Origin of the sequence: Methylobacterium crusticola (assembly GCF_003574465.1) — a bacterium.
Taxonomy (GTDB): Bacteria; Pseudomonadota; Alphaproteobacteria; order Rhizobiales; family Beijerinckiaceae; genus Methylobacterium; species Methylobacterium crusticola.
On sequence record NZ_KZ984621.1, the window covers coordinates 1 to 19,367 of the forward strand.

The 19,367-nt window shown below is 76.1% G+C and carries 15 protein-coding genes and 1 pseudogene; 4 read left to right on the top strand and 12 right to left on the bottom strand.

The features are described 5' to 3' along the window. The 6 genes and pseudogenes from DT057_RS02080 to DT057_RS02105 all read right to left on the bottom strand — a co-directional run. On the bottom strand, positions 1-2,593 hold a 2,593-nt coding region (locus tag DT057_RS02080), incomplete at its 3' end, for an AMP-binding protein (protein WP_244937329.1). A 53-nt stretch (positions 2,594-2,646) separates the two neighbouring features. Beyond that, complete coding sequence (locus DT057_RS02085; protein WP_128560470.1) at positions 2,647-2,874, bottom strand: MbtH family protein; 228 nt, start codon at positions 2,872-2,874, stop codon at positions 2,647-2,649. 160 nt (positions 2,875-3,034) lie between these two features. Continuing rightward, positions 3,035-3,818 (bottom strand): annotated as a pseudogene (locus DT057_RS02090) (lytic murein transglycosylase); the annotation flags it as partial. Positions 3,819-4,154: 336 nt separating this feature from the next. Further along, positions 4,155-4,382: a hypothetical protein gene (locus DT057_RS02095; RefSeq protein ID WP_128560471.1), complete on the bottom strand. Its 228-nt coding sequence runs from the start codon at positions 4,380-4,382 to the stop codon at positions 4,155-4,157. Between the two features lie 86 nt (positions 4,383-4,468). Beyond that, entirely contained in the window at positions 4,469-6,472 is a 2,004-nt protein-coding gene (locus tag DT057_RS02100) for a copper amine oxidase (RefSeq protein ID WP_128560472.1), read from the bottom strand. A gap of 208 nt (positions 6,473-6,680) precedes the next feature. After that, on the bottom strand, positions 6,681-7,745 hold the full coding sequence (locus tag DT057_RS02105) for an alpha/beta hydrolase (protein ID WP_128560473.1): 1,065 nt from the start codon (positions 7,743-7,745) through the stop codon (positions 6,681-6,683). A 135-nt stretch (positions 7,746-7,880) separates the two neighbouring features. Between DT057_RS02105 and DT057_RS02110 the strand changes: the two genes are divergently transcribed. After that, on the top strand, positions 7,881-9,041 hold the full coding sequence (locus tag DT057_RS02110; RefSeq protein WP_128560474.1) for a dimethylmenaquinone methyltransferase: 1,161 nt from the start codon (positions 7,881-7,883) through the stop codon (positions 9,039-9,041). Positions 9,042-9,099: 58 nt separating this feature from the next. Here DT057_RS02110 and DT057_RS02115 read toward each other — a convergent pair whose 3' ends face one another. From DT057_RS02115 to DT057_RS02130, 4 genes are all read right to left on the bottom strand, one after another. Beyond that, positions 9,100-9,483: a hypothetical protein gene (locus DT057_RS02115; protein WP_128560475.1), complete on the bottom strand. Its 384-nt coding sequence runs from the start codon at positions 9,481-9,483 to the stop codon at positions 9,100-9,102. Positions 9,484-9,565: 82 nt separating this feature from the next. Beyond that, positions 9,566-11,251, bottom strand: coding sequence for a glycosyltransferase (locus DT057_RS35335; protein WP_162501291.1), 1,686 nt, complete (start codon positions 11,249-11,251; stop codon positions 9,566-9,568). After that, entirely contained in the window at positions 11,248-13,071 is a 1,824-nt protein-coding gene (locus DT057_RS02125; protein WP_128560476.1) for a glycosyltransferase, read from the bottom strand. The genes DT057_RS35335 and DT057_RS02125 overlap by 4 nt, the downstream gene beginning before the upstream one ends. Continuing rightward, complete coding sequence (locus DT057_RS02130; protein WP_128560477.1) at positions 13,068-13,508, bottom strand: hypothetical protein; 441 nt, start codon at positions 13,506-13,508, stop codon at positions 13,068-13,070. The genes DT057_RS02125 and DT057_RS02130 overlap by 4 nt, the downstream gene beginning before the upstream one ends. A 251-nt stretch (positions 13,509-13,759) precedes the next feature. Between DT057_RS02130 and DT057_RS02135 the strand changes: the two genes are divergently transcribed. From DT057_RS02135 to DT057_RS02145, 3 genes are all read left to right on the top strand, one after another. Next, positions 13,760-14,803, top strand: coding sequence for a GNAT family N-acetyltransferase (locus DT057_RS02135; protein WP_128560478.1), 1,044 nt, complete (start codon positions 13,760-13,762; stop codon positions 14,801-14,803). Then, on the top strand, positions 14,800-16,131 hold the full coding sequence (locus DT057_RS02140) for a lysine N(6)-hydroxylase/L-ornithine N(5)-oxygenase family protein (protein WP_128560479.1): 1,332 nt from the start codon (positions 14,800-14,802) through the stop codon (positions 16,129-16,131). Before DT057_RS02135 ends, DT057_RS02140 begins: the two co-directional genes overlap by 4 nt. A gap of 92 nt (positions 16,132-16,223) precedes the next feature. Continuing rightward, a complete protein-coding gene (locus DT057_RS02145) occupies positions 16,224-16,928 on the top strand; it encodes a glutathione S-transferase family protein (protein WP_128560480.1) in 705 nt (234 codons plus the stop codon). A gap of 158 nt (positions 16,929-17,086) precedes the next feature. Here the strand turns inward: DT057_RS02145 and DT057_RS02150 are convergent, their stop codons facing one another. Then, positions 17,087-17,425: a cupin domain-containing protein gene (locus DT057_RS02150; RefSeq protein ID WP_128560481.1), complete on the bottom strand. Its 339-nt coding sequence runs from the start codon at positions 17,423-17,425 to the stop codon at positions 17,087-17,089. Positions 17,426-17,435: 10 nt separating this feature from the next. Then, positions 17,436-19,325: a TRAP transporter large permease gene (locus DT057_RS02155; RefSeq protein ID WP_128560482.1), complete on the bottom strand. Its 1,890-nt coding sequence runs from the start codon at positions 19,323-19,325 to the stop codon at positions 17,436-17,438. Between the last annotated feature and the right edge of the window lie 42 nt (positions 19,326-19,367).

A 19,367-nucleotide genomic window follows, 5' to 3' on the forward strand; every position in this document is an offset into this window, starting at 1 on the left:
CGGCGCCCGGATCGGGCGCGGCCGGCGCGAGGCGCCCGCGCCACCAGGCCAGCGCCGCCTCGCGCGCGGCGAGGCCCGCCGGGCCGTGCTGCCAGGCCGTGACGTCCGCCGGCCCGAAGGGGAGGGGGGCGAGCGTCGCGCCGGCGTAGAGTTGCGCGAGGTCGTCGAGCAGCACCTGCATCGACCAGCCGTCCGCCAGGATGTGGTGGATCGCGACGACGAGGACGTGCGCCTCCGGGGCGAGGCGCACCAGCACGAACCGCGCCCCCCCGCCCGGCTGCGCGAGGTCGAACGGCCGCGCCCCCTCCGCCCGGACGAGGTCGGCGAGGGCGGCCTCCCGCGCCGCGGGCGCGCGGTCCGACAGGTCGCGGCGGGCGAGCCCCGGCGCGCCCGTCTCGCGGACCACCTGGTCGGCGCCGCCGTCCGGGCGCCGCCGGACCGCCGTGCGCAGGGCCTCGTGGCGCGCCGCGAGACCCGCGAGGGCGGCCTCGAGCCGGGCGGGGTCGAGGCGCCCGGCGAGGCGCGCGCCGCCGACGATGTGGTGGCCCGCGCCGCCGAACTCGGCCTCGATCCACATCCGCTCCTGGGCCGGCGAGAGCGGCAGGGGCCGGTCGCGGGGGACGCGCGGCAGCGGGTCCGTCCCGGCGGCGAGGCGCCGGTCGATCTCGGCGGCGAGCGCCGAGAGGCGCGGATGGGCGAACAGCGCCTCGGGCGGCAGGGCGAGGCCGGTGGCCGCGCGGATGGCCGCCAGCGCCCGCAGCGCCGCGACGGAATCGCCGCCGAGGGCCAGGAAGTGGTCGTCGCGCCCGATCCCGTCGCGGCCCAGGATCTCCGACCAGACGCGCCGCAGCGCCGCCTCGGTCGGCGTCCCGGCGGCGGGCGCCGGGGCCGGCGCCTGCGCGGCGCCTGCGGCGCGGCCCCCGACCACGACCGCGTAGGCGCCGAGCGTGCCTGCCGCGACGCCGCGGCGGGTCGCGTCGCGCCGGAGCTTGCCGCTCGACGTCCGGGGGAGCGCCCCGGGCTCGAGGAGGGCCACGACGTGGGCGGTCTCCAGGAAGGCCTCGCCCACCACCTCGGCGATCAGGCCGGCCAGGGCCTCCGGGGCGACGAGCCGGCGGGCCGCGCGCGGCACCTCGACGGCGACGCCGAGGCCCTCCTGGCCGTCCCGCTCGACCGCGAAGGCGGCGATCCGGCCCTTGCGCAGGAGGTCGACGCCGTCCTCTACCGCCCGCTCGACGTCCTGCGGGTAGATGTTCTGCCCGCGCACGATGATCAGGTCCTTGGCGCGGCCGACGAGGTGGAGCCGGCCGTCGCGCACGAAGCCGAGGTCGCCCGTGCGCAGGGTCCGGACGCCGTCCCGCTCCACGAAGGCCGCCGCGCTCGCCTCCGGGTTGCGCCAGTAGCCCTCGGCGAGGCTCGGGCCCGACACCACCACCTCGCCGATGCCGCCCTCGGGCAGGACCGCCCCGTCCGCATCCAGGACGGCGATCGGGTGGCCGGCCTGGGCCGCCCCGCAGGCGACCACCCGGGTGCCGCCGTCGCGCGGGACGGCCCGGCCCCCGGCCAGGGCCTGCGGATCGAGGGCGAGGGCGCGCAGGCCCTCGCCCGGGCCGCCGGCGGAGACGAACAGGGTCGCCTCGGCGAGCCCGTAGCAGGGCCGGATCGCGCGCGCGTCGAAGCCCGCCGGCGCCGCCGCCGCCGCGAAGGCCTCCATGGTCTCGGCCCGCACCATCTCGGAGCCCGAGAAGGCGACGCGCCAGGAGGAGAGGTCGAGGCCGGCGAGGCTCTCCGGGTCGAGCCGCTCGGCGACGAGCCGGTAGGCGAAGTCCGGGCCGCCGCTGACGGTGGCCGCGAAGCGGCTCACCGCCTCGAGCCAGCGCGCCGGCCGGGCGAGGAAGTGCCTGGGCGACATCAGCACCGCCGGGAAGCCGGCGTGGAGCGGCTGGAGCAGGCCGCCGATCAGCCCCATGTCGTGGTAGAGGGGCAGCCAGCTCACCATCACGTCGCCGGCACCGAGGCCGAACCCGGCGCCGATGAGCCGCTCGTTCGCCGCGAGGGCCCGGTGGCTGACGACGACCCCCTTCGGCGACGCGGTCGAGCCCGAGGTGTATTGCAGGAACGCCACGTCGGCCGGGCCCGGCGGCGTCCCGCGCCGGGCCGGCTCCCCCGCCGCCGCGTCCTCGGCGCTCACCACCGCGACGGCGCGCGCTCCCAGCATGGAGCGGACCGCGTCCCGGTCCCGCCCGTGGGCCAGCACCAGGGCCGGGGCGCAATCGTCGATGATGGCGAGGAGGCGGGCCTGGTGCTGGGGCCGGCGCGGCTCGGGCGGGAAGGCCGGGACCGCGATCACCCCGGCCATGAGGCAGCCCAGGAACGCCGCCACGTAGGCGGTGCCGGTGTCGAGCATCAGGCAGGCCCGGTCGCCGGGCCGTGCGTGGGCGCGGAGCGCCTCCGCCACCGCCCCCGCCTCGCGCGCCAGGGCCCCGTAGCTGCGCCGCGCCTCGCCCTCGCGCGGGTCGTCCAGGACCGTCAGCGCGGTCGCGTCGGGGCGCTCCGCGGCGTGGCGCACGAGGCGGCTGACGACGTCGTTCATCGGCATTGTCCCGGGGAGCTGGCGGGGAGGCGGGTCGCGGCGCGGGCCGGGGCTCAGGGCCGGGGCGAGCCTGCGGGCCCGCTCGCCAGGAACGCCCGCAGGCTCGCCGGGCGCATGTCGGTCCAGACCGCGTCGATGTGGGCGAGGCAGTCGGCCTTCGGCCCGGAGAACCCGGTCTCGCGCCAGCCCGCCGGCAGCGCCCGGTGGCTGAACCAGATGGAGTGCTGCCCCTCCGCGTTCACCACCACGCGGAACGTCGCCTCGCTGTCGTCGATCGCCATGCCGTCCCTCCGCCGGGCGCCGCACGCGCCCCTGCACCGGGAGAGACGCGCCGGGGCGGCGGGAATTTAGGCCGGGGCCGCGCCGGCCCGGGGCGGGGGCGGCTCGCGCGGCCCGGCGCCGGCGGCCGGGCGCGCCCCGCGCGGGGGCGCGCCCGGTCGNTGCGCTGCCCGATCAGCGCGATCGCGCGCTGGTAGACCGAGGCGGAGTTCCAGCCCTGGATCGCCGCGAAGTTGGGCTCGCCCGGCTGGTAGCCCGCACCGGCGCGCCAGCCGTGGGCCTTGAGGAAGTTCGCCGTGGCGTTCAGGGCGTTGGAGGCGTTGTCGAGGCTTCCGCCCGTGCCGTAGTTCAGGATGCTCTTCGGCAGGAACTGCGTGTGGCCGATCTCGCCGTGCGCCGCACCGCGGGTGCTCGGCGAGAGGATGCCGCGGTCGACCAGCGTCAGGGCCGCGTAGAGCTGGTCCGTGAAGAAGGCGGAGCGGCGGCAATCGTACGCCAGGGTCGCCACCGCCGACAGCGTGTTGACGTTGCCGCGCACGGCCCCGAAGCCCGTCTCCATCCCCCAGATCGCCAGCAGCGGCCCGGGCGGCACGCCGTAGCGCTGCTCGATCGAGGAGAACAGGGCCGCCTGGGACTGCTTGAGCGCCCGCCCGCGGGACACGATCGCCGGGCCGCCTCGCTTGGCGAGGAACTGCTCGAGCGACAGCCGGAAGCTCTTCTGCCCCCGGTCCGCCGCGATGGTGGCCGACGAGTACGAGGTCCCCGTCAGGGCCGAGAGGCTGGCCGCGCTGGCCCGTCCCCGCGCCTCCTCGGCGAATTCCCGCTTCCACGCGTCGAACCCGGCGGCCGAGTTGCCGCACTGCGCCGCGTCCGCCCGGCCGGCCAGGCACACGAGCGCCGCGACGGCCGCAGCGGCCAGGGGCCGCTTATCCCCGCTTCTGGTCATGCAAAACTCCCTCAGGGCAGCGGGCCACGGGACCGCAGCTCTCGTCCGAGCAAACTTAGCCGCTCTCACCGCCAAGGCCATATCCCCGCGGACCGCGCAGGTACATCGCCGCCCGGTGGCCGCGGCCGGTGCCATCCCGCCGCGCCGCGCCGGCGGCAGGGCCCCGTGACGGCCCGCGGGCGGCCGCGCTCCCCGGGCGGCACCTCGGGAATCGCCCGGGAGCCGGGCCCTCTCCCGGATCGCGGGCACCGGGTTGTCCACCGCGAACGCGAATCCCGATGAACGAAAGCTTGCGCGCGGCGCGTGCATTCCGCGCGCCGGGCCGGGGCGCCGGCGTCAGGCGCCCGGGAGGGCGGCCGCGCAGGCGACGGCGCGCTCCAGGACCGGCTCGCCGCGGCCGTCCCGGTCCAGGCACGCGACGAGGGCGGAGGGGGCCATCCGCAGGTCGGCGCAGAAGATCCGCATGAAGGCGCGCGCGAGGGCGAGCTTGCGCGCCGGCTCCGCCCCGCGCCACCCGGCCGCGTCGAGGTAGAGGATGGCCGCGTCGTCCGCCTCCGCGGCCATCGCGGCCGCGCCGCCGGGAGGCCCGCCCGCCGGGACTCCCGCGACATGGCTCGCGACAAGGCCCGCCAGGAGGAGCGCCGCCCGCCTCACCGCACGGCCTGCGCGGCCGAGGCCGGGGGCACGTCGAGGGCGGGGTTGCGGTCGAAGAAGTTGAACGGGCGCAGGCGGAAGCCGTGCCAGAGGCCGGGCATCGCCGGCCAGTCCTCGGAGCGCGGCACGTGGCGGAAGCCCATCGTGTACCAGAGCACGAGGTCGCGGTCCCGGATCGGGCGGCGGGCGGCCACGAAGGCCGGCAGGCCCTCGACCTCGGTGTTCTGATTCGGGTAGTCGCCCGAGGCGTAGCGCTCGTCCGGGTCGTAGGCGCTGGCCCACAGGGTGTAGTCCGTGAAGGAGGCCCGCTTCTGGATCGGCTCGTCGCGGGCGAGGAGCGAGGTCGCGGTGTGGCCGGGCATGATCTGGTAGCTCGTCGGGTAGCCGAGCCGGTTCCTGCGCCCGGCGCTCTCGATCCGGAACTGCGCCGCGCCGAGGGGGAGCGTCACCGGCCCCTCGGTCTCCTGCGCCTCGCTCGCCACCCCCCACAGGCTGCGCCGCGGGCCGCCCTCGGGCAGGCGCCGGACCGCGAAGCGGTCGGCGACGAGCCGGTTCTGCGGGCCGTCGACGTCCATGTCGAGGCGGAAGGCCATGTAGTGGTCGTGGTTGACCGCGAGCAGGCGCGGCGCCACCAGGGTTCCGGTGGCGGTGTCCTGCGGGGCCGAGGGATCGCTCAGGGACGAGGCGGCGACGCCCTTGGCGGCGTCGATGCCGTAGGCGCCGAGCCGCACGTCGATGCTGCCGGCGCGGTCGAAGACGTAGTCCACGAGGTAGTCGTAGTTGCCGACCACCGGCGCCATGCGGACGACGAGCTCCGTGTTCGGGCGCGTCTCGACGGTCTCGTTCCACAGCTCGTCGTGGCGCCAGACCGGATCGCCGGTCGGGCGCTCGAACAGGCAGACCACGCCCTTCTGGCCGAGCGGCTCGCCCCGGCTGCCCGCGATCACGAGGTCGAGGTAGGTGGCGCTCGCCGGGCAGTCCTCCCCGGGGCGCAGCTGCGTCGCCAGCGTGCCGAAGCCGTACTCCCCGATGTCCATGTAGGCGCGGAAGGACCAGGTCGGGGCCGGGTCCATGTAGGGCACGTACATCTCGCTCGCCGAGAGCTGGTAGGCGACGTCGCGCGGCGTGCCGTGGTCGTCGAACCGCACGAGCGACAGCACCGTGCCGAGGCGCGGCTCGAGCCGGACGTGGAAGGACCAGTTGTCCCAGCGCACCTGGCCGCCCGCGACCGTCACGTTCCGGCCCTCGGGCGCCGCGATCGCGACAGGCTTCGGGACGGGCCGGTAGCGGCCCGACTCGGCGTAGGCGTGGCTCGGGGTCTCGGGCGGGGGCGGGACGGGGCCGAGGTCGGTCACGGACACGACCTCGCCGGCCCCGATGTCGACCGTCGCCATCAGGCCCTCGATGGGCTTGCCCCAGAGGTTGTTCGCCGCCCCGGTCGTGTCGACGCAGGGCACGTTGAGGAGGCGGCGGCCCGCCAGCGCCGGGTCGGTCCCGGGCCCCACGGCGAGCGGCAGGCAGACGATCTTCGCGTCGTCGGTGATGCCGCGCCGGGCCATCGCGGCCCGCCAGCGCGGATCCTTCCTGGGCAGGTCGCCGGCCCCGATCATCTCCTCGACGGTGAGGGAGGCCTGGCGGTTCTCGACCACCCGCCAGGCCAGCAGGGACCCGGCCGCGAGGTCGATGCGGGCCTCCTGGAGCCGGCCGCCGGCGAGGAGCACGCCGCGGGCGCGGCGCCCGAAGGGCTGGCCGGGGCGCCAGGCCCGCACCGCCTCCTTGGGCTCCTCGTCGAGGGAGAGCGACACGATCCGGGTCGCCGCGTCGACCTTGCCGGCGCCGCGCAGGACCGCCATGGCGGCGCGGATCTCGTCGGCCGTGAGCGCGTCCATCGGGTGGGAGGCGGTGGCCGCCGGCGCCACCCGCTCCTCGGCGGGGGCCGGCGCCGCGAGGGCGCTGAGCCCGAGGCCGAGGGCGAGCCGTGGCAGGGTGTGGGGGCGCATCGCGTCGTCTCCCGGGCAGCTGCGCGTCGTGCGGGCCGCCACGCTGCCGGCAGGAGGCCGGTCCCGCAAGGGGTCCGCCCGGCAAATGGCCCCGCCCAAAAAACGAGAGGCCCGCCCGGCGGGGACGGGGCCGCGCGGGCGCCCCGGTCCCCGGGGGCCGGTTCAACCCGCCTCCGCCCGGCGGCTCACCGGCCCAGGTGCCGGCGGCTCACCGGCCCAGGTGCTTGTCGAAGAACCCGGCGATCTCCTCGAAGACCTGCTTCGTCTCCGGCGCGGTGTCGTCGCGGATGTAGTGGGCGTGCGACTGGCCCTCCCCGACCTGGAGGTAGGCCTCGACGCCGGCGTCGCGCAGCTTGCGGTGCACCCGCACGGTGTTGCTGAGCAGGAGGTCGCGGGTCCCGGTGGTCAGGATGGTCGGCGGGAAGCCGCGCAGGTCGCCGTAGACGGGCGAGAGCATCGGGTCCCTGAGGTCGTGGCCGTTGGCGTAGACCTTGGCGCCGTCGTCGCAGAACCCGTCCGGCGAGACAAGGACGTTGTCGAGCATCGCGTTGGTCACGAAGCTGTCGCCGACCTTGGTGGTGTCCGACATCGGGGTGCCGGGCGCGATGGCGGCCGGGAGCGGCAGGCCCTCCTGCTTGGCGCGCAGGACCATGGCGAGGGTCAGCGCGCCGCCCGCCGAGGTGCCGAAGATCGCCATCTTCTTCGGGTCGGCCATCCGCACGGCGGCCTTCCAGACCGTCATGGCGTCGTCGTGGGCGGCCGGGTAGGTCGCCTCGGGCGGCATGCGGTAATCGACCGAGATCACCTTGAAGCGGCCGAACCCGGACATGAAGATCGCCTCGGGCAGGCCCGCCTCGCCCGGGTTGAGCACGTAGCAGCCGCCGTGCACGTGGACGAGGAGCCGGTCCCGGTTCTCGGGCGGGATCGTCTCCGGGGTCAGGATGAAGGCCCGCACGCCGTCGATGGTGGTGCGCTCCACCGTGACGCGGAGGCGCTCGAGCATGCCGGGCACGAGCTTGCCGAGGGCCGCGGCCCCGGCCTCGGCCACGGGCTTCCACTCCGCGCCGGTCCGCGGATGGATGTCCCAGTTCGTCCGCAGCGGAAGGCCGATGATCCTGCCCATCTGCGGGCTGACGTCGGCCGGGACCGGGACGCTCTTGGCCGGCACCTGGAGGGGCGGCGCGGTCTGGGCGGCGGCCGGGGCGGCGGCGAGCGCCAGGAGGCCGAGCCACGCCGCGCGCCCGCCGCGCGCCCGATTCAGGCGATTTCCCATGTCGCTTCCTCCAAGGCTTCTTTACTGGTGGCCGCCGGGCCGGCGCCCCGGCGCGACGCGGCGGCGCGCCGCGATTCGGTCGCCCATCCTAAACGCCGCCGGACCGCGCATACCCGTACTCGCGAGGACATCCTGTTGATCGTCACCCAGATCACCCATCACGATCTCGATGGCTACGGCGCCTCGACCGTCGTCGGCCTGTTCGCGGATGTGGGACGCATCGTGCACGTGCCCCGCTACTCCGACGTCGGCCCGGTGGTCGAGGCCGAGCTCGAGCGCCTCAAGCAGGCGCGGGATTCCGAGATGCTCGTCATCACCGACCTCGGCCTCGAGGCGGTCGCGGTGAAGTTCATCCGCAGCATGGCGGCCCTGAACCGGCGGCGGGACGAGGGGGTGCGCCACCGCCTGATCGTCCTCGACCACCACGCCTCCTCGGTCGACCAGATGCGCCAGGCCGGCCTGGCGCCGGTCGCGCCGGAGGGCGGGGGAGCGCTCGCCTTCGACCTGCAGGACCCGGGCACGACCGTGCTCATCGACGAGACCCGCTGCGCCACCCGGATGGCCTACGAGCACCGGGCGCTGTACGCGACCCGCGAGGCCGACCCGGCGCGCGCGGGCGACATCGAGGCCCTCGTGGCCGCCATCGACGCCGTCGACCTCTGGAAGAAGGACCGCCCGGCCTTCGCGGGCGGCCACGCCCTCGACGAGATGTTCTGGGACAACGTCTCGACCCTGGTCCCGGTCGGCCATCCCTGGCACGACCGCTTCGTGGGCGAACTCCTCCTCTCCGTCGCGGCGCTCCTGCGGGAGGGGCTGTCCCCCGCGGAGGTCGAGCGGCGGGTCGGCGCCCTGCGCGCGCGGGCCGCCGACGCGTTCCTGTCGGGCGGACCGGACGACGACCGCACCCTGACGACCCGCATGCGGATGGCGCGCGCGCTCGCGCGGTCCCCGGAGCTGTTCCGGCCGCTCTCGGACGGGACCCTGATGTCGTTCGGGCTCGACGCGGGCACCTTCCAGCGCGTCTCCGACCTCATCATGGAGACCGGCCGGGCCAGGCGCGTCCTCAACGTGCAGCGGGTCGGGACCCTGTCGTTCCGCTCGAACAACGAGACCGCCCTCGAGGGCGCCCGCAAGTTCCGCGGCGGGGGCCACAAGGACGCCGCGGGCGGCAAGCTGCCGAGCGGCTCCGCCTACTCGCTGGCCGACGCCGCGGCGCAGGTCGACCCCGTCCTGAACCCGCCCCCGCCCGACCCGTCCGCCAGCCCCTTCGCGGCCCTGCGGAACTGGAAGGGGTGAGGGGCGCGCCGGGCGGGGTCGGCCGCGCCGCCCGGGCGGGAAGGCCCGGGCGGGCGGCTCACGGGAGGGCGGCGCCCTCCTCGATCGCCGCCACGTCGGCGGCCGCCACCGTGTAGATCTTCTGCGGATCGAGGTGGAGCCGGTGGAAGGTCTCCTCCGTCGTGATCCAGTGGCGCAGGGCGGTCCCGTCCGGCGCCACGGCCAGCAGGTAGATGGCGGGATCGCCGTCCCGCCGGATCAGGCCCGTCCCGGCGCCGAGGGCCGGGCCGACCGGCAGCGCCGTCAGGGCCGGTTCGCTGACGAGCCCGTTCCCGTCGGGGAAGAGCGCGTCGTAGACGTCCGGCTCGGTGATGTGGCGCCGCTGGCCGAGGAGCACGAGCCAGATCCCGGGCGCGTCCGGCGCGACCACGCGCTTGCCTTCCAGATCAGGCTGTTCCGTCATCGTGCCTCGCCCCTCGCCCGCCCCCGGGGCCCCGCTGATGCCGCGCGCCGCCTCGAGGACCGGGCGCGGGGGCCCACGCCCCTCACGACGCCTCCTCGGCGGCGGCGCCTGCGTCCCGCGGGCCCGCCGCATCTTCGGGCCGGCCGAAGGACTCCGCCAGCGCCGCGAGGCGGGCGCGCTGCCGCAGGTGCCGGCGGTGGAACGGGTCGGCGTCGACGAAGGCGGCGACCTGCGCGACGGCCTCCCGCGCGGTGTCGCGCGCGAGGGCGACCGGCGCCGCCGGCGGGCCCGCCGCGAGGACGTCGTGGCCGACGGCGACCTGAAGCCAGAACAGCCACTCGGCCGCGGGCCCGGGCGGGAAGCGGTGGCCCGCGGCGGCGAGCGCGCGGTGGATCATCGCCGTGGAGGTGGCGACGAGGGGACGCGCCAGGATCTCCGGGTAGAGGCGCGCCGCGCCTGTGCCGGCCGGGGCCGCCCCGGTGCCGGCCGGGGCCGCCCCGGTGCCGTCCCCGCGGCCCCGGCAGGCGAGGGCGCCCGCCTCCTGCATCGCCCCGAGCTGCGCGGCGATCCGGTCGGACGCGCTCTCCTCCCGGGCGTCCGCGAACGCGATGTAGGCCCCTTGCGCCTCGTCGAGGGCCCGGTTGCGGCCGGATTCCGCGCGCCCGTCCCCGGCGACGCACCGGACCCGCGGGTCGAGCAGCAGGTCGAGGAAGGCCGGCGACGGATCGTCGGTCCCGTCCGCGACGAGCAGGATCTCCAGGCGGCCGTGGGTCTGGCGCAGGAGGCTCTCGATCCCCCGCGGATCGGGGCTGGCGGCCTCGACGGCCGAGACCACGACCGAGACCAGCGTGTCCTCGACGGCCGCGGCGGCGCGCTCGGCGGCGTAGAGGGCCGCCTGCCGGTAGGGCGTCTGCGCGAGATGGCGCGCCATCGCGTCGAAGAACCGCTTCGTGCTCCCGAACAGCTGCACGCGCTCGATCTCGGTGCGGGCGTCGATGAGGCTGATCCAGAGGCGGTTGCTCTCCTCCGCCGCGGCCGGCAGGTTGGTGCCCTGCCCGGGATGGACCCGGTACCGGACGAGGCGCTCGGGCTGAAGGAAGAAGTCGGTCGCCTGCGCGATCCGGTTCCACATGTCGTAATCCTGCGTGTAGCGCAGGCGGGTGTCGAACGGCCCGCAGCCCCGCAGGATTCGGGCCGGGATCAGGACCGTGCAGCCGTTGATGTAGCCCATCATCAGCGTGAGCAGCGGCGCGCGGCGCGGCGGCCCCGGATCGAGCGCGACCTCCTGGATCACCTCGCCCCCGGGCCCGATGATGCGGTAGCCGGAGCAGAGCGCCGCGTCGGGGCACCCGAGGGCGGCGTGGAACGCGACCTGGGACGCGAGCTTGTGGGGCTCGTAGAGGTCGTCGTGGCTCAGCCAGCAGAGGAAGTCGCCCTCCATGTGCCGCACCGCGGTGTTCATCGCGCTCGCGACGCCGCCGTTCGGCTGCCGGAACAGCCGGATCCGCGGCGAGTCGGCCGCCGCCACGATGCGGGCGACCTCGTCGGGGTCCGCCGAGCCGTCGTCGACGACGAGGATCTCGAAGTTCGGGTAGGTCTGCGCGAGGACGCTGTCGAGGGCGAGGGCGAAGTAGTCGCCGCCGTTGAAGACCGGCATGGCGACGGAGACCTTCGGGGTGGCTTCCGCCGCGGTCCCGGGCTCCCCGGCGCGCTCGGGCGCCGGCGCGGCGGGCTCGGGCGCCGGCGCGGCGGGTTCGCCGGCCGTCACGGCGCGGCACCCGCGCCGGCGAGCCAGCCGAGGTAGCGCTCGGCGTAGAAGTCCCGCGGCGCGCCGGGCCGGGCCGGCGGGCGGGGCGGCGCGCCCGCCCGGACGTGCCGGCTCCGGATCTCCGTGAACAGGTCGACCCAGGCCCGTGCGTCGGCGGTCCAGGGCGCGATCCAGGTCCAGTCCCGGCCGGCGAGGCGCTCGGGGAGGGCGCCGAGATCCGTCGCCGCCACGGGAAGCCCGGCGGCGAGCGCGGCCGACAGCGTGTACGAGTAGATCTCCGGGCAGGTGGCCGGCAGCCAGATCAGGTCCGGCGCCGCCCGGGCGAGCAGGGCGGGCAGGTCCGCCTCGGCGTAGGCGCCCAGCACCTCGACGCCGGCGCGGGCCATGAGGGCGTCGTCGCGGGTGCTGCCGACGACGCTGAAGCGCACCGGCAGGGCCTCGCGCGCGCAGAGCGCGGCCGCGGCCGCGAGGACCGGCCCTCCCTTCGTCTCCGTGATGTGCCCGACGAGCGCGACCCGCAGGGGATCGTCCGGGCCGAGGCGCCGGGGCGGGACGGGGGCGGCGGGATCCTGGTCGAGGTGGCCGGCGACGATGAGGGCGAGGTCGGGGTAGCGCCGGGCGATGCGGCGCGCCGCGTCGCGGGACGGCGCGATCACGCGGTCGGCCCGTGCGAGCAGCCAGCGCTGCCCGCGCTGCCAGGCCCGCAGCGTCGCGGGCTTCTCGGCCCCGATCGCCTGCGCGCACAGGATCGCGCCGCTCGGCTCCAGGTCCTCGCCCACGAACCGCCCGGCCTCGTCGACGAGGTGCGGCTGGGGCGAGATGCTGAAATAGTCGTGGATGGTGTAGTCGAAGGGGCGGTCCAGCGCCCGGACGATGGCGTGGAGGTCGGCGAAGTCGGCGTTGTGGTGGATGTGCAGCCGCTCGGTGCGGCAGGCGCGCAGCAGGGCCGTCAGGCGCCTCAGGTCCGCGCGCTCGTCGAGCACGATGGGCTCGCAGGCCGCCGCCGCGAGGCGTCCGACGCTGAGGCGGCCCTCGCCGACGGCGCGCAGCGACACGACGTTGACGCGCTCGGCGCAGGACCGCGCCAGGTCGAGGATGTGCCGCTCGACGCCGCCGCCGTACTGGTGCCAGACCATGACGAGCGTCGGCTTCCCGGGGTCGAGGGCGGCCGCGAACGCCGCGTCCGAGGGCGCGCCGCGGCTGCCCGGCGCGAGGCGCGCGCGCGCCAGCCCCCGGAGGTGGCGCCGCAGCGCCCCGTGGGAGCCCTCCGCGCCGGCGGCGGCCCGGGTGGGGTCGAAGTCGGCCGCGGGCCGCCGGCCCTCCCGCTCGCCGGCCGTCGCGTAGTGCGACAGCGGCTCGGACCCGCTCGCCCGCACGTCCGCGTAGGCGGCCAGGTACCAGCCCGGATCGAAGACGGGATTCGGCCGGAACCCGAGGCGCCAGCCCACCGACAGGTAGTGCTCGAGGGGCTTCAGCGGCGGCCCGCCCTCCCGCGACAGGTAGGTCCGGGTGTAGAACGCGGCATCGAAGAGCGGGTGCGGGTTGAGCAGGCAGGGCAGGCCGCAGCGGCCGTAATGGAGGAGCGGGTTCTCGGTCGCGTCGATGCCGGCCTGGTCGGCGTAGTGGGCCGGATCGAACAGCGGGTTCGGCCAGCGGCGCTCCCCGGCGCCGGACACGAGGTAGTGCTCCAGGGGATCGAGGCCCGAGGCCCTGACGTCGCCGTAGGTGCGCTCGTACCACGGCGCGTCGAACAGGCGGTAGGCCGTCAGCGCGTCGCGGGAATCCGCCGGCGCGAGGCCGCGGGACGCGGGTGCGCTCATGGGGCGGCGGGATCCGGCTGCGCCCGCGGCCCGGCCTCCGGCCCCTCCGGCAGGAGGCCCCCGGCGAGAAGCCCCTCGGCCGCCTCGGCCCGGGCGCGCCAGCGCACCAGCTCCCCGTCCGCGTCCGCGAGGTCGCGCCGCAGGCCGTCCACCTCCGCCTCGGCCGCCTCCAGGCGCTGCCGCGCGGCCCGGAGCGCGGCCGCGGCCTCGTCGGAGCGCGCCACCGCGCGGTTGAGCTCGCTCTGGAGGACGTAGAGCCTCAGGGCGGCGGGATCCCCGGGGCAGGCGTCGTCCGGGTCGAGCGAGGTCGCGGCGCCGTCCGGGCCGGCCGCGGCGTCCGGGCCGAGGCCGGCGGCACTCGCGCGGACCAGGGCCTGGCAGGTGGCGACGAGCCGGGCGGAGACCCGCGCCAGCCGGGCGGCCTCAGCAGCCGACACGAGCGACGCTCCCGCGCTGGCTGTTCCTCACTCTCATGCACGCGCCCCTCTGACGGCCCCTCCGCCGACAGCGAGGATCCTGAATAGGGCGCCCGGTCCGGCCGATCAAGGCGGGGCGCGCGCCCCGCCCCGGCGGGTTGTCGCCGGACGCCGTCCCGGCGGCCCGTGCGCGGCCGGACCGGGCACGCCGCGGTTAAATCGGCGGGGCCGCCCAACGTCCTCCGGGTGAACGGAAGTGGACCGGACGCCCGATGCAGACATCCCCGCCCTTTCTCGCCTTCGCGGCCTCGGACCGGCCGCTCACCGTCCACCACGCCGGCGACCGCCTGCGGGTCGCCGGCGCGGGCGAGGCGCTGCTGCACGCGGTCGTCGCCCCGGGGCGGCCACCGCGCCTCGCCGCCGTCGAGATCGCGGCGGCACCCGAGGCGGCCCTCGCGGCGGTCGCGGCCGCGCTCGAGGCCCTGACGGCGTCGGAGACGGTCGAGCGGGTCGTCCTCGAGGGCGACGCCATCGCGTCCCTCGCGCCCGCGCTCCACGCCGCCGGCCTCGCGCTGCCGGACGCCGCGGGCGGCCTGACCGCCCACGCGGCGATGGCCTGGCAGCGGCCCGAGCCCTGGCTCGGCCGCCGGGAGGCCCCGTTCCCGGCCCTGGCGGCCCTGAGCGGGGGGCGCCGCCACCCCGTGCGGGCGCCCAAGCCCGCGGGCGTGGTCTACACCCGCTGGATCCCGTGGCTCGCGGCGCCGCTGTCCTTCCGGGTGGCGCACCCGGAGGCGGACCTCGACCGGCTCCACGCCTGGATGAACGATCCCCGGGTCGCCGCGGTCTGGGACGAGGCCGGCGACGCGCAGAAGCACCGCCGCTACCTCGAGACGCTGACGGCGGACCCGCACGTCCTGCCGCTCGTCGGCAGCATCGGGGGCGAGCCCTTCGGCTGGTTCGAGGTCTACTGGGCCAAGGAGAACCGCATCGCGCCCTTCTGCGAGGCCGGCGACCACGATCGCGGCTGGCACGTGCTCATCGGCGAGGAGCGCTTCCGCGGGCGCGCCCACGTCTCGGCCTGGCTGCCCTCGCTGATGCACGCGATCTTCCTCGACGACCCGCGCACGGTCCGCATCGTCGGCGAGCCCCGGGCGGACCACGCCCGGCAATTGCGCAACCTGGAGCGCTCGGGCTTCGCCCGGATCGCGACCTTCGACTTCCCCCACAAGCGGGCCGCGCTCGTCAGCCTCGGCCGCGAGCGCTTCTTCGGCGACCGGCTCTGGGTGCCGGGCGCCGCCACGGAGGCGGTCTCGTGACGGCCCGCCTCGCCGAGCGGGGCGCGGCCGGCCTGCGGGCCGAGGGCCCCGCGCCCCGCCCGCGCGAGCCGGAGGCCGAGGACGTCCTCGGCATCGGCTTCGGCCCCTCGAACCTCGCCCTCGCCATCGCGCTCGACGAGGCCTCCCGCGGCCGCCCGCTGCGGACGCGGTTCCTCGAGCAGCAGCCGCGCTTCCGCTGGCACGGCGGCATGCTGCTGCCGCAGAGCGACATGCAGATCTCCTTCCTGAAGGATCTCGTGACGCTGCGCGACCCGACCAGCCCCTACACCTTCGTGAACTACCTGCACGTCCACGGGCGCCTCGTCGACTTCGTCAACCTCAAGGCCTTCCACCCGAGCCGGATCGAGTTCAACGACTACCTCGCCTGGGTGGCGGGCCATTTCGGCGACGTCTGCCGCTACGGCGAGCGGGTGGTGGCGGTCGAGGCCGAGGGCCCGCTGCCCGCGCGGCGCTTCCGCGTCACCGCGGTCGACGCGGACGGGCGCGAGACCCGCACCCGCGCCCGCGCCCTGGTGCTGGCGACCGGCGGGACCCCGAACGTCCCGCGGGCCTTCGCGGCCCTCGGGGACGCCCCCCAGGTCTTCCACGCCTCGGCCTATCTCGACCGCGTCGGCGGCCTGTCCGGGCGGGCGCGGCCCCGCGTCGCCGTCATCGGCGCCGGGCAGACCGCCGCGGAGATCTTCCTCGACCTGCCGAGCCGCCTGCGCGGCGCCGAGGCCGAGATGATCTTCCGGGCCCACGCCCTCAAGCCGTCCGACGACAGCGCCTTCGTCAACGAGATCTTCAACCCGGCCTTCACGGACGTCATCTACGCCAAGCCCGACACCGAGCGTCAGGCGCTGCTGGAGGAGTTCCGCAACACCAACTACGCCGTCGTCAACGCCGACCTGATCGCCCGCATCTACGATCTCCTCTACCAGCAGAAGGTCAGGGGCGAGGCGCGCCACGCCCTGCGCCCGCGCCACGCGGTCCGGCAGGCCGAGATCCGCGAGGGCGCGGTCTGGCTCGACCTCGCCGGCAGCGACGGGACAGCGGAGCGGCGCGCCTACGACGCCGTCGTGCTGGCGACGGGCTACCGCCGCGAGCGCCTGCCGCCCCTCCTCGGGCCCTTGCGGCCCTACCTCGAGGGCGACGCGATCGGGCGCGACTACCGCCTGCGGACCGGGCCGGACCTCGCCGCGCCCCTCTACCTCCAGGGCTTCAGCGAGGGCTCCCACGGGCTGAGCGACACCCTCCTGTCGGTCATCGTCGCCCGCAGCGCCGAGATCGCCCGCTCGATCCTGGCCCTGCGGGAGGAGGCGCCCTGAGCTGCACCCGTGAGCCGCCCGCGCCGCGGCGCCGGTTGCCCACCCGACCCGCCGCCCTAGTGTCGCCCGCCTCGCCACGATGGAGCACCGCGATGCCAGACCTGTCCGCCTTCCCGATCACCGCGCGCTGGCCCGCCCGGCATCCCGACCGGCTCCAGCTCTACTCCTGGCCGACGCCCAACGGCGTCAAGGTCTCGATCGCCCTGGAGGAGCTCGGGCTCCCCTACGAGCCGCACGCGGTCAATATCGGCCGCGACGAGACCTGGACGCCGGAATTCCTCTCGCTCAATCCCAACGGCAAGATCCCGGCGATCGTCGACCCGGACGGCCCGGGGGGGCGGCCGCTCGGCCTGTTCGAATCCGGCGCGATCCTGCTCTACCTCGCCCAGAAGACCGGCCGCCTCCTGCCCGCCGACCCGGCGGCGGCCTACGAGACGACGCAGTGGGTCTTCTTCCAGATGGCCGCGGTCGGGCCGATGTTCGGGCAGCTCGGCTACTTCCACAAGTTCGCCGGGCGCGAGATCGACGACAAGCGTCCCCTCGGGCGCTACCGCGACGAGTCGAAGCGCCTGCTCGGCGTCCTCGAGGCGCGGCTCGCCGGGCGGGACTGGATCATGGGCGAGGACTACACGATCGCCGACATCGCCCTCCTCGGCTGGGTGCGCAACCTGATCGGGTTCTACGAGGCGCGCGACCTCGTGGGCTTCGACGACCTCGCCCACGTGCCCGCCTGGCTCGAGCGCGGCCTCGCCCGGCCCGCCGTGCAGCGCGGGCTCGAGATCCCGGCCCGGTCCTGAGCCGGGGCGTGCGCGCCCTCGGCCGCCCGGTCCGGGCGGTCACGGCCGCCCGGTCCGGGCGGTCACGGCCGGCCTCGCCCCGCGGGAGCCGGCGGGGCGCGTCGTCCGCGAGGCCGCGGAGGGGGCGGGTTCCGCCGGCGGATCCGAGGGAGACCGCCTCACACGAAGTCCTCGCGCATCGGCGTGAACACGTCCGTCAGGGCCCCGGCCTCGACCGCCAGCGCGGAGTGGACCGCGCCGGAGGGGACCAGGAAGGTGTCGCCGGCCGCCAGGCGCGCGGTCTCCCCCGCGATGGTGACGTCGAACACCCCGCTCTCGACGAGCGTGCACTGCACGTGCGGATGGCTGTGGGCCGGGCCCGCGGCGCCCGCCTCGAACGCCACGCGCACCAGCATCACGCCGTCGTCGTGCGCCAGCACCTGGCGGCGCACCCCCGCGCCCGCGGGCTCCCACGGCACGTCCGCCCCGCGGGTGAACACCTGACCCCGTCGCGTCATCGTCGCGCCCTCACTTCACGAAGCCGAGGCTGCGCGGCAGCGCCATCGTGATCTCGGGCACGAAGGCGATGAGCACGAGGCAGCCGAAGAGCAGCAGCAGGTACTTGGCGATGGGCCGCACGGTGCCCTCGAGCGACACGCCCCCGACCGCGCAGGAGGTGTAGAGGCCGAGGCCCAGGGGCGGCGCGAACAGGCCGAGGCCCATCGCGATGATCAGCACGATCCCGTAATGCAGGGGCGCGATGCCGAAGGTCTGCGCCACCGGCAGGAGCAGGGGGCCGAAGATGATGAGGGCCGGCGCCCCCTCCAGGGCCGCCCCCATCACGATGAGGAGCAGGATCGAGACGATCAGGAAGATCCAGGCCCCGCCGCCGTGGCTGACCGCGATCATCGCCTCGGCGAGCGCGTGGGGCACCTGGTCGATGGTGAGCGAGAACGCGATGGTCTGGGAGGCCGCGACCACGAACAGGATCATCCCGGCAAGGGTCGCGGAGCGCACGAACAGGGCCCCGGCGGTGCGCCAGTCGAGCTCGCGGAAGCACAGCGCCCCGACCGCGAGCGCGTACACCACCGCGAAGGCGCCGATCTCCGTGGCGGTGGCGAAGCCCGAGCGGTAGCCCCCGAAGATGATCACGATCACCCCGAGGCTGACGGCGCTCGACCACAGGAGGTGGCGCAGGCTGTGGGCCGAGCGCTCGACCGGCACCGGGCGGGTGCGGGCCGACAGGACCACGACCCCGAGGATCAGGGCGGCCGCCATGAGGGCCGCCGGCAGGATGCCGGCCGCGAACAGCCCGCCGATCGACAGGTTGGCGACGTAGCCGAGGATGATCAGGTTGATGCAGGGCGGGATCGTCTCCGCCATCACGGCGCTCGCCGCGAGGAGCGCCACGCCCTCGCAGGGGTCCTGGCCCGAGCGCCGCATGGCCGGGATCGTCACGGTGCCGACCGCGGTCACGTCGGCGAGCTTCGAGCCGGAGATGCCCGAGAACAGCACCATCGCCAGGATGGTGACGATGCCGAGCCCGCCCCGGCGCTCGCCGACGGCGCGGCGCAGGAGCTCGATCAGCCGCACCGACATGCCGTTCACCTCCATGGCGAGGCCCGTCAGCACGAAGAACGGGATCGCCAGGAGCACGAAGTTGTCGATGCCGCTCGAGGCCTGCTGGGCGAACACCGCCGGGTCGATGTTGCCGTCGGCGGCGAGGAAGACCAGCGCGCCGGCCGAGAGCGCGAAGGCGATCGGGATGCCCGAGCCCAGCGCCAGCGCGAAGCCGAGGAGCAGGAGCGCGAGGGGGCTCGGCGCGAGGCCCGGCAGGGCCGCCGACCAGAGCCAGACGGCGCCCGCGAGGGCCGCGAGCGCGAGGGCGGCGAGCGCGATGTCGGCGAGCCGGCAGGCGGCGAGCCGCGCGCCGATGAACACCGCCATGCAGGCCCCGCCCATCACCAGCGGGTAGATGAACAGGTTCTGGGGCAGCCCGAAGGGCGTGACCTGGGTGGCGGCGGTGCCCGCGTAGGAGACCGCGCAGGCGGCGAGCGCCAGGGCGACGCCGAGCTCGACCAGGAGGCCGCCCGCCTCCATGAGCCGGCGCCCGCCCTCCGGCACCGAATCGCGGACGATCCGGATGCCGACGTGCTGGCCGTGGGCCACCGCCGCGGCGCCGCCCAGGAAGGCCACCAGGATCAGCAGCATGCGGGCGACCTCGTCCGCCCATTCGAGCGAGTCGCCGAACAGGAAGCGCCACAGCACGGCGGCGGCCACCACCAGGAGGTCGGCCGCCAGCGCCAGGGCCGCCAGCACCTGCACGGTGCGCAGCAGGCTGTCGGTGACGGTCCTGAGGAACGGGCGGCGGGCGGGCAGGGCGGCGTAGGGCTCCGCCGGGCGGGTCTCGGCCAGCATGCAGGCACTCCCTTCGGATCTCGTCGGGCGCGGATGGACGCG

Coding starts and splice junctions, on each gene's coding strand:
- DT057_RS02100 (WP_128560472.1), bottom strand. CDS start 6,472: ATGCGCCCCCACACCCTGCCACGGCTCGCCCTCGGCCTCGGGCTCAGC.
- DT057_RS02135 (WP_128560478.1), top strand. CDS start 13,760: ATGCAGACATCCCCGCCCTTTCTCGCCTTCGCGGCCTCGGACCGGCCG.
- DT057_RS02125 (WP_128560476.1), bottom strand. CDS start 13,071: ATGAGCGCACCCGCGTCCCGCGGCCTCGCGCCGGCGGATTCCCGCGAC.
- DT057_RS02150 (WP_128560481.1), bottom strand. CDS start 17,425: ATGACGCGACGGGGTCAGGTGTTCACCCGCGGGGCGGACGTGCCGTGG.
- DT057_RS02105 (WP_128560473.1), bottom strand. CDS start 7,745: ATGGGAAATCGCCTGAATCGGGCGCGCGGCGGGCGCGCGGCGTGGCTC.
- DT057_RS02095 (WP_128560471.1), bottom strand. CDS start 4,382: ATGGCCGCGGAGGCGGACGACGCGGCCATCCTCTACCTCGACGCGGCC.
- DT057_RS02115 (WP_128560475.1), bottom strand. CDS start 9,483: ATGACGGAACAGCCTGATCTGGAAGGCAAGCGCGTGGTCGCGCCGGAC.
- DT057_RS02085 (WP_128560470.1), bottom strand. CDS start 2,874: ATGGCGATCGACGACAGCGAGGCGACGTTCCGCGTGGTGGTGAACGCG.
- DT057_RS02145 (WP_128560480.1), top strand. CDS start 16,224: ATGCCAGACCTGTCCGCCTTCCCGATCACCGCGCGCTGGCCCGCCCGG.
- DT057_RS02155 (WP_128560482.1), bottom strand. CDS start 19,325: ATGCTGGCCGAGACCCGCCCGGCGGAGCCCTACGCCGCCCTGCCCGCC.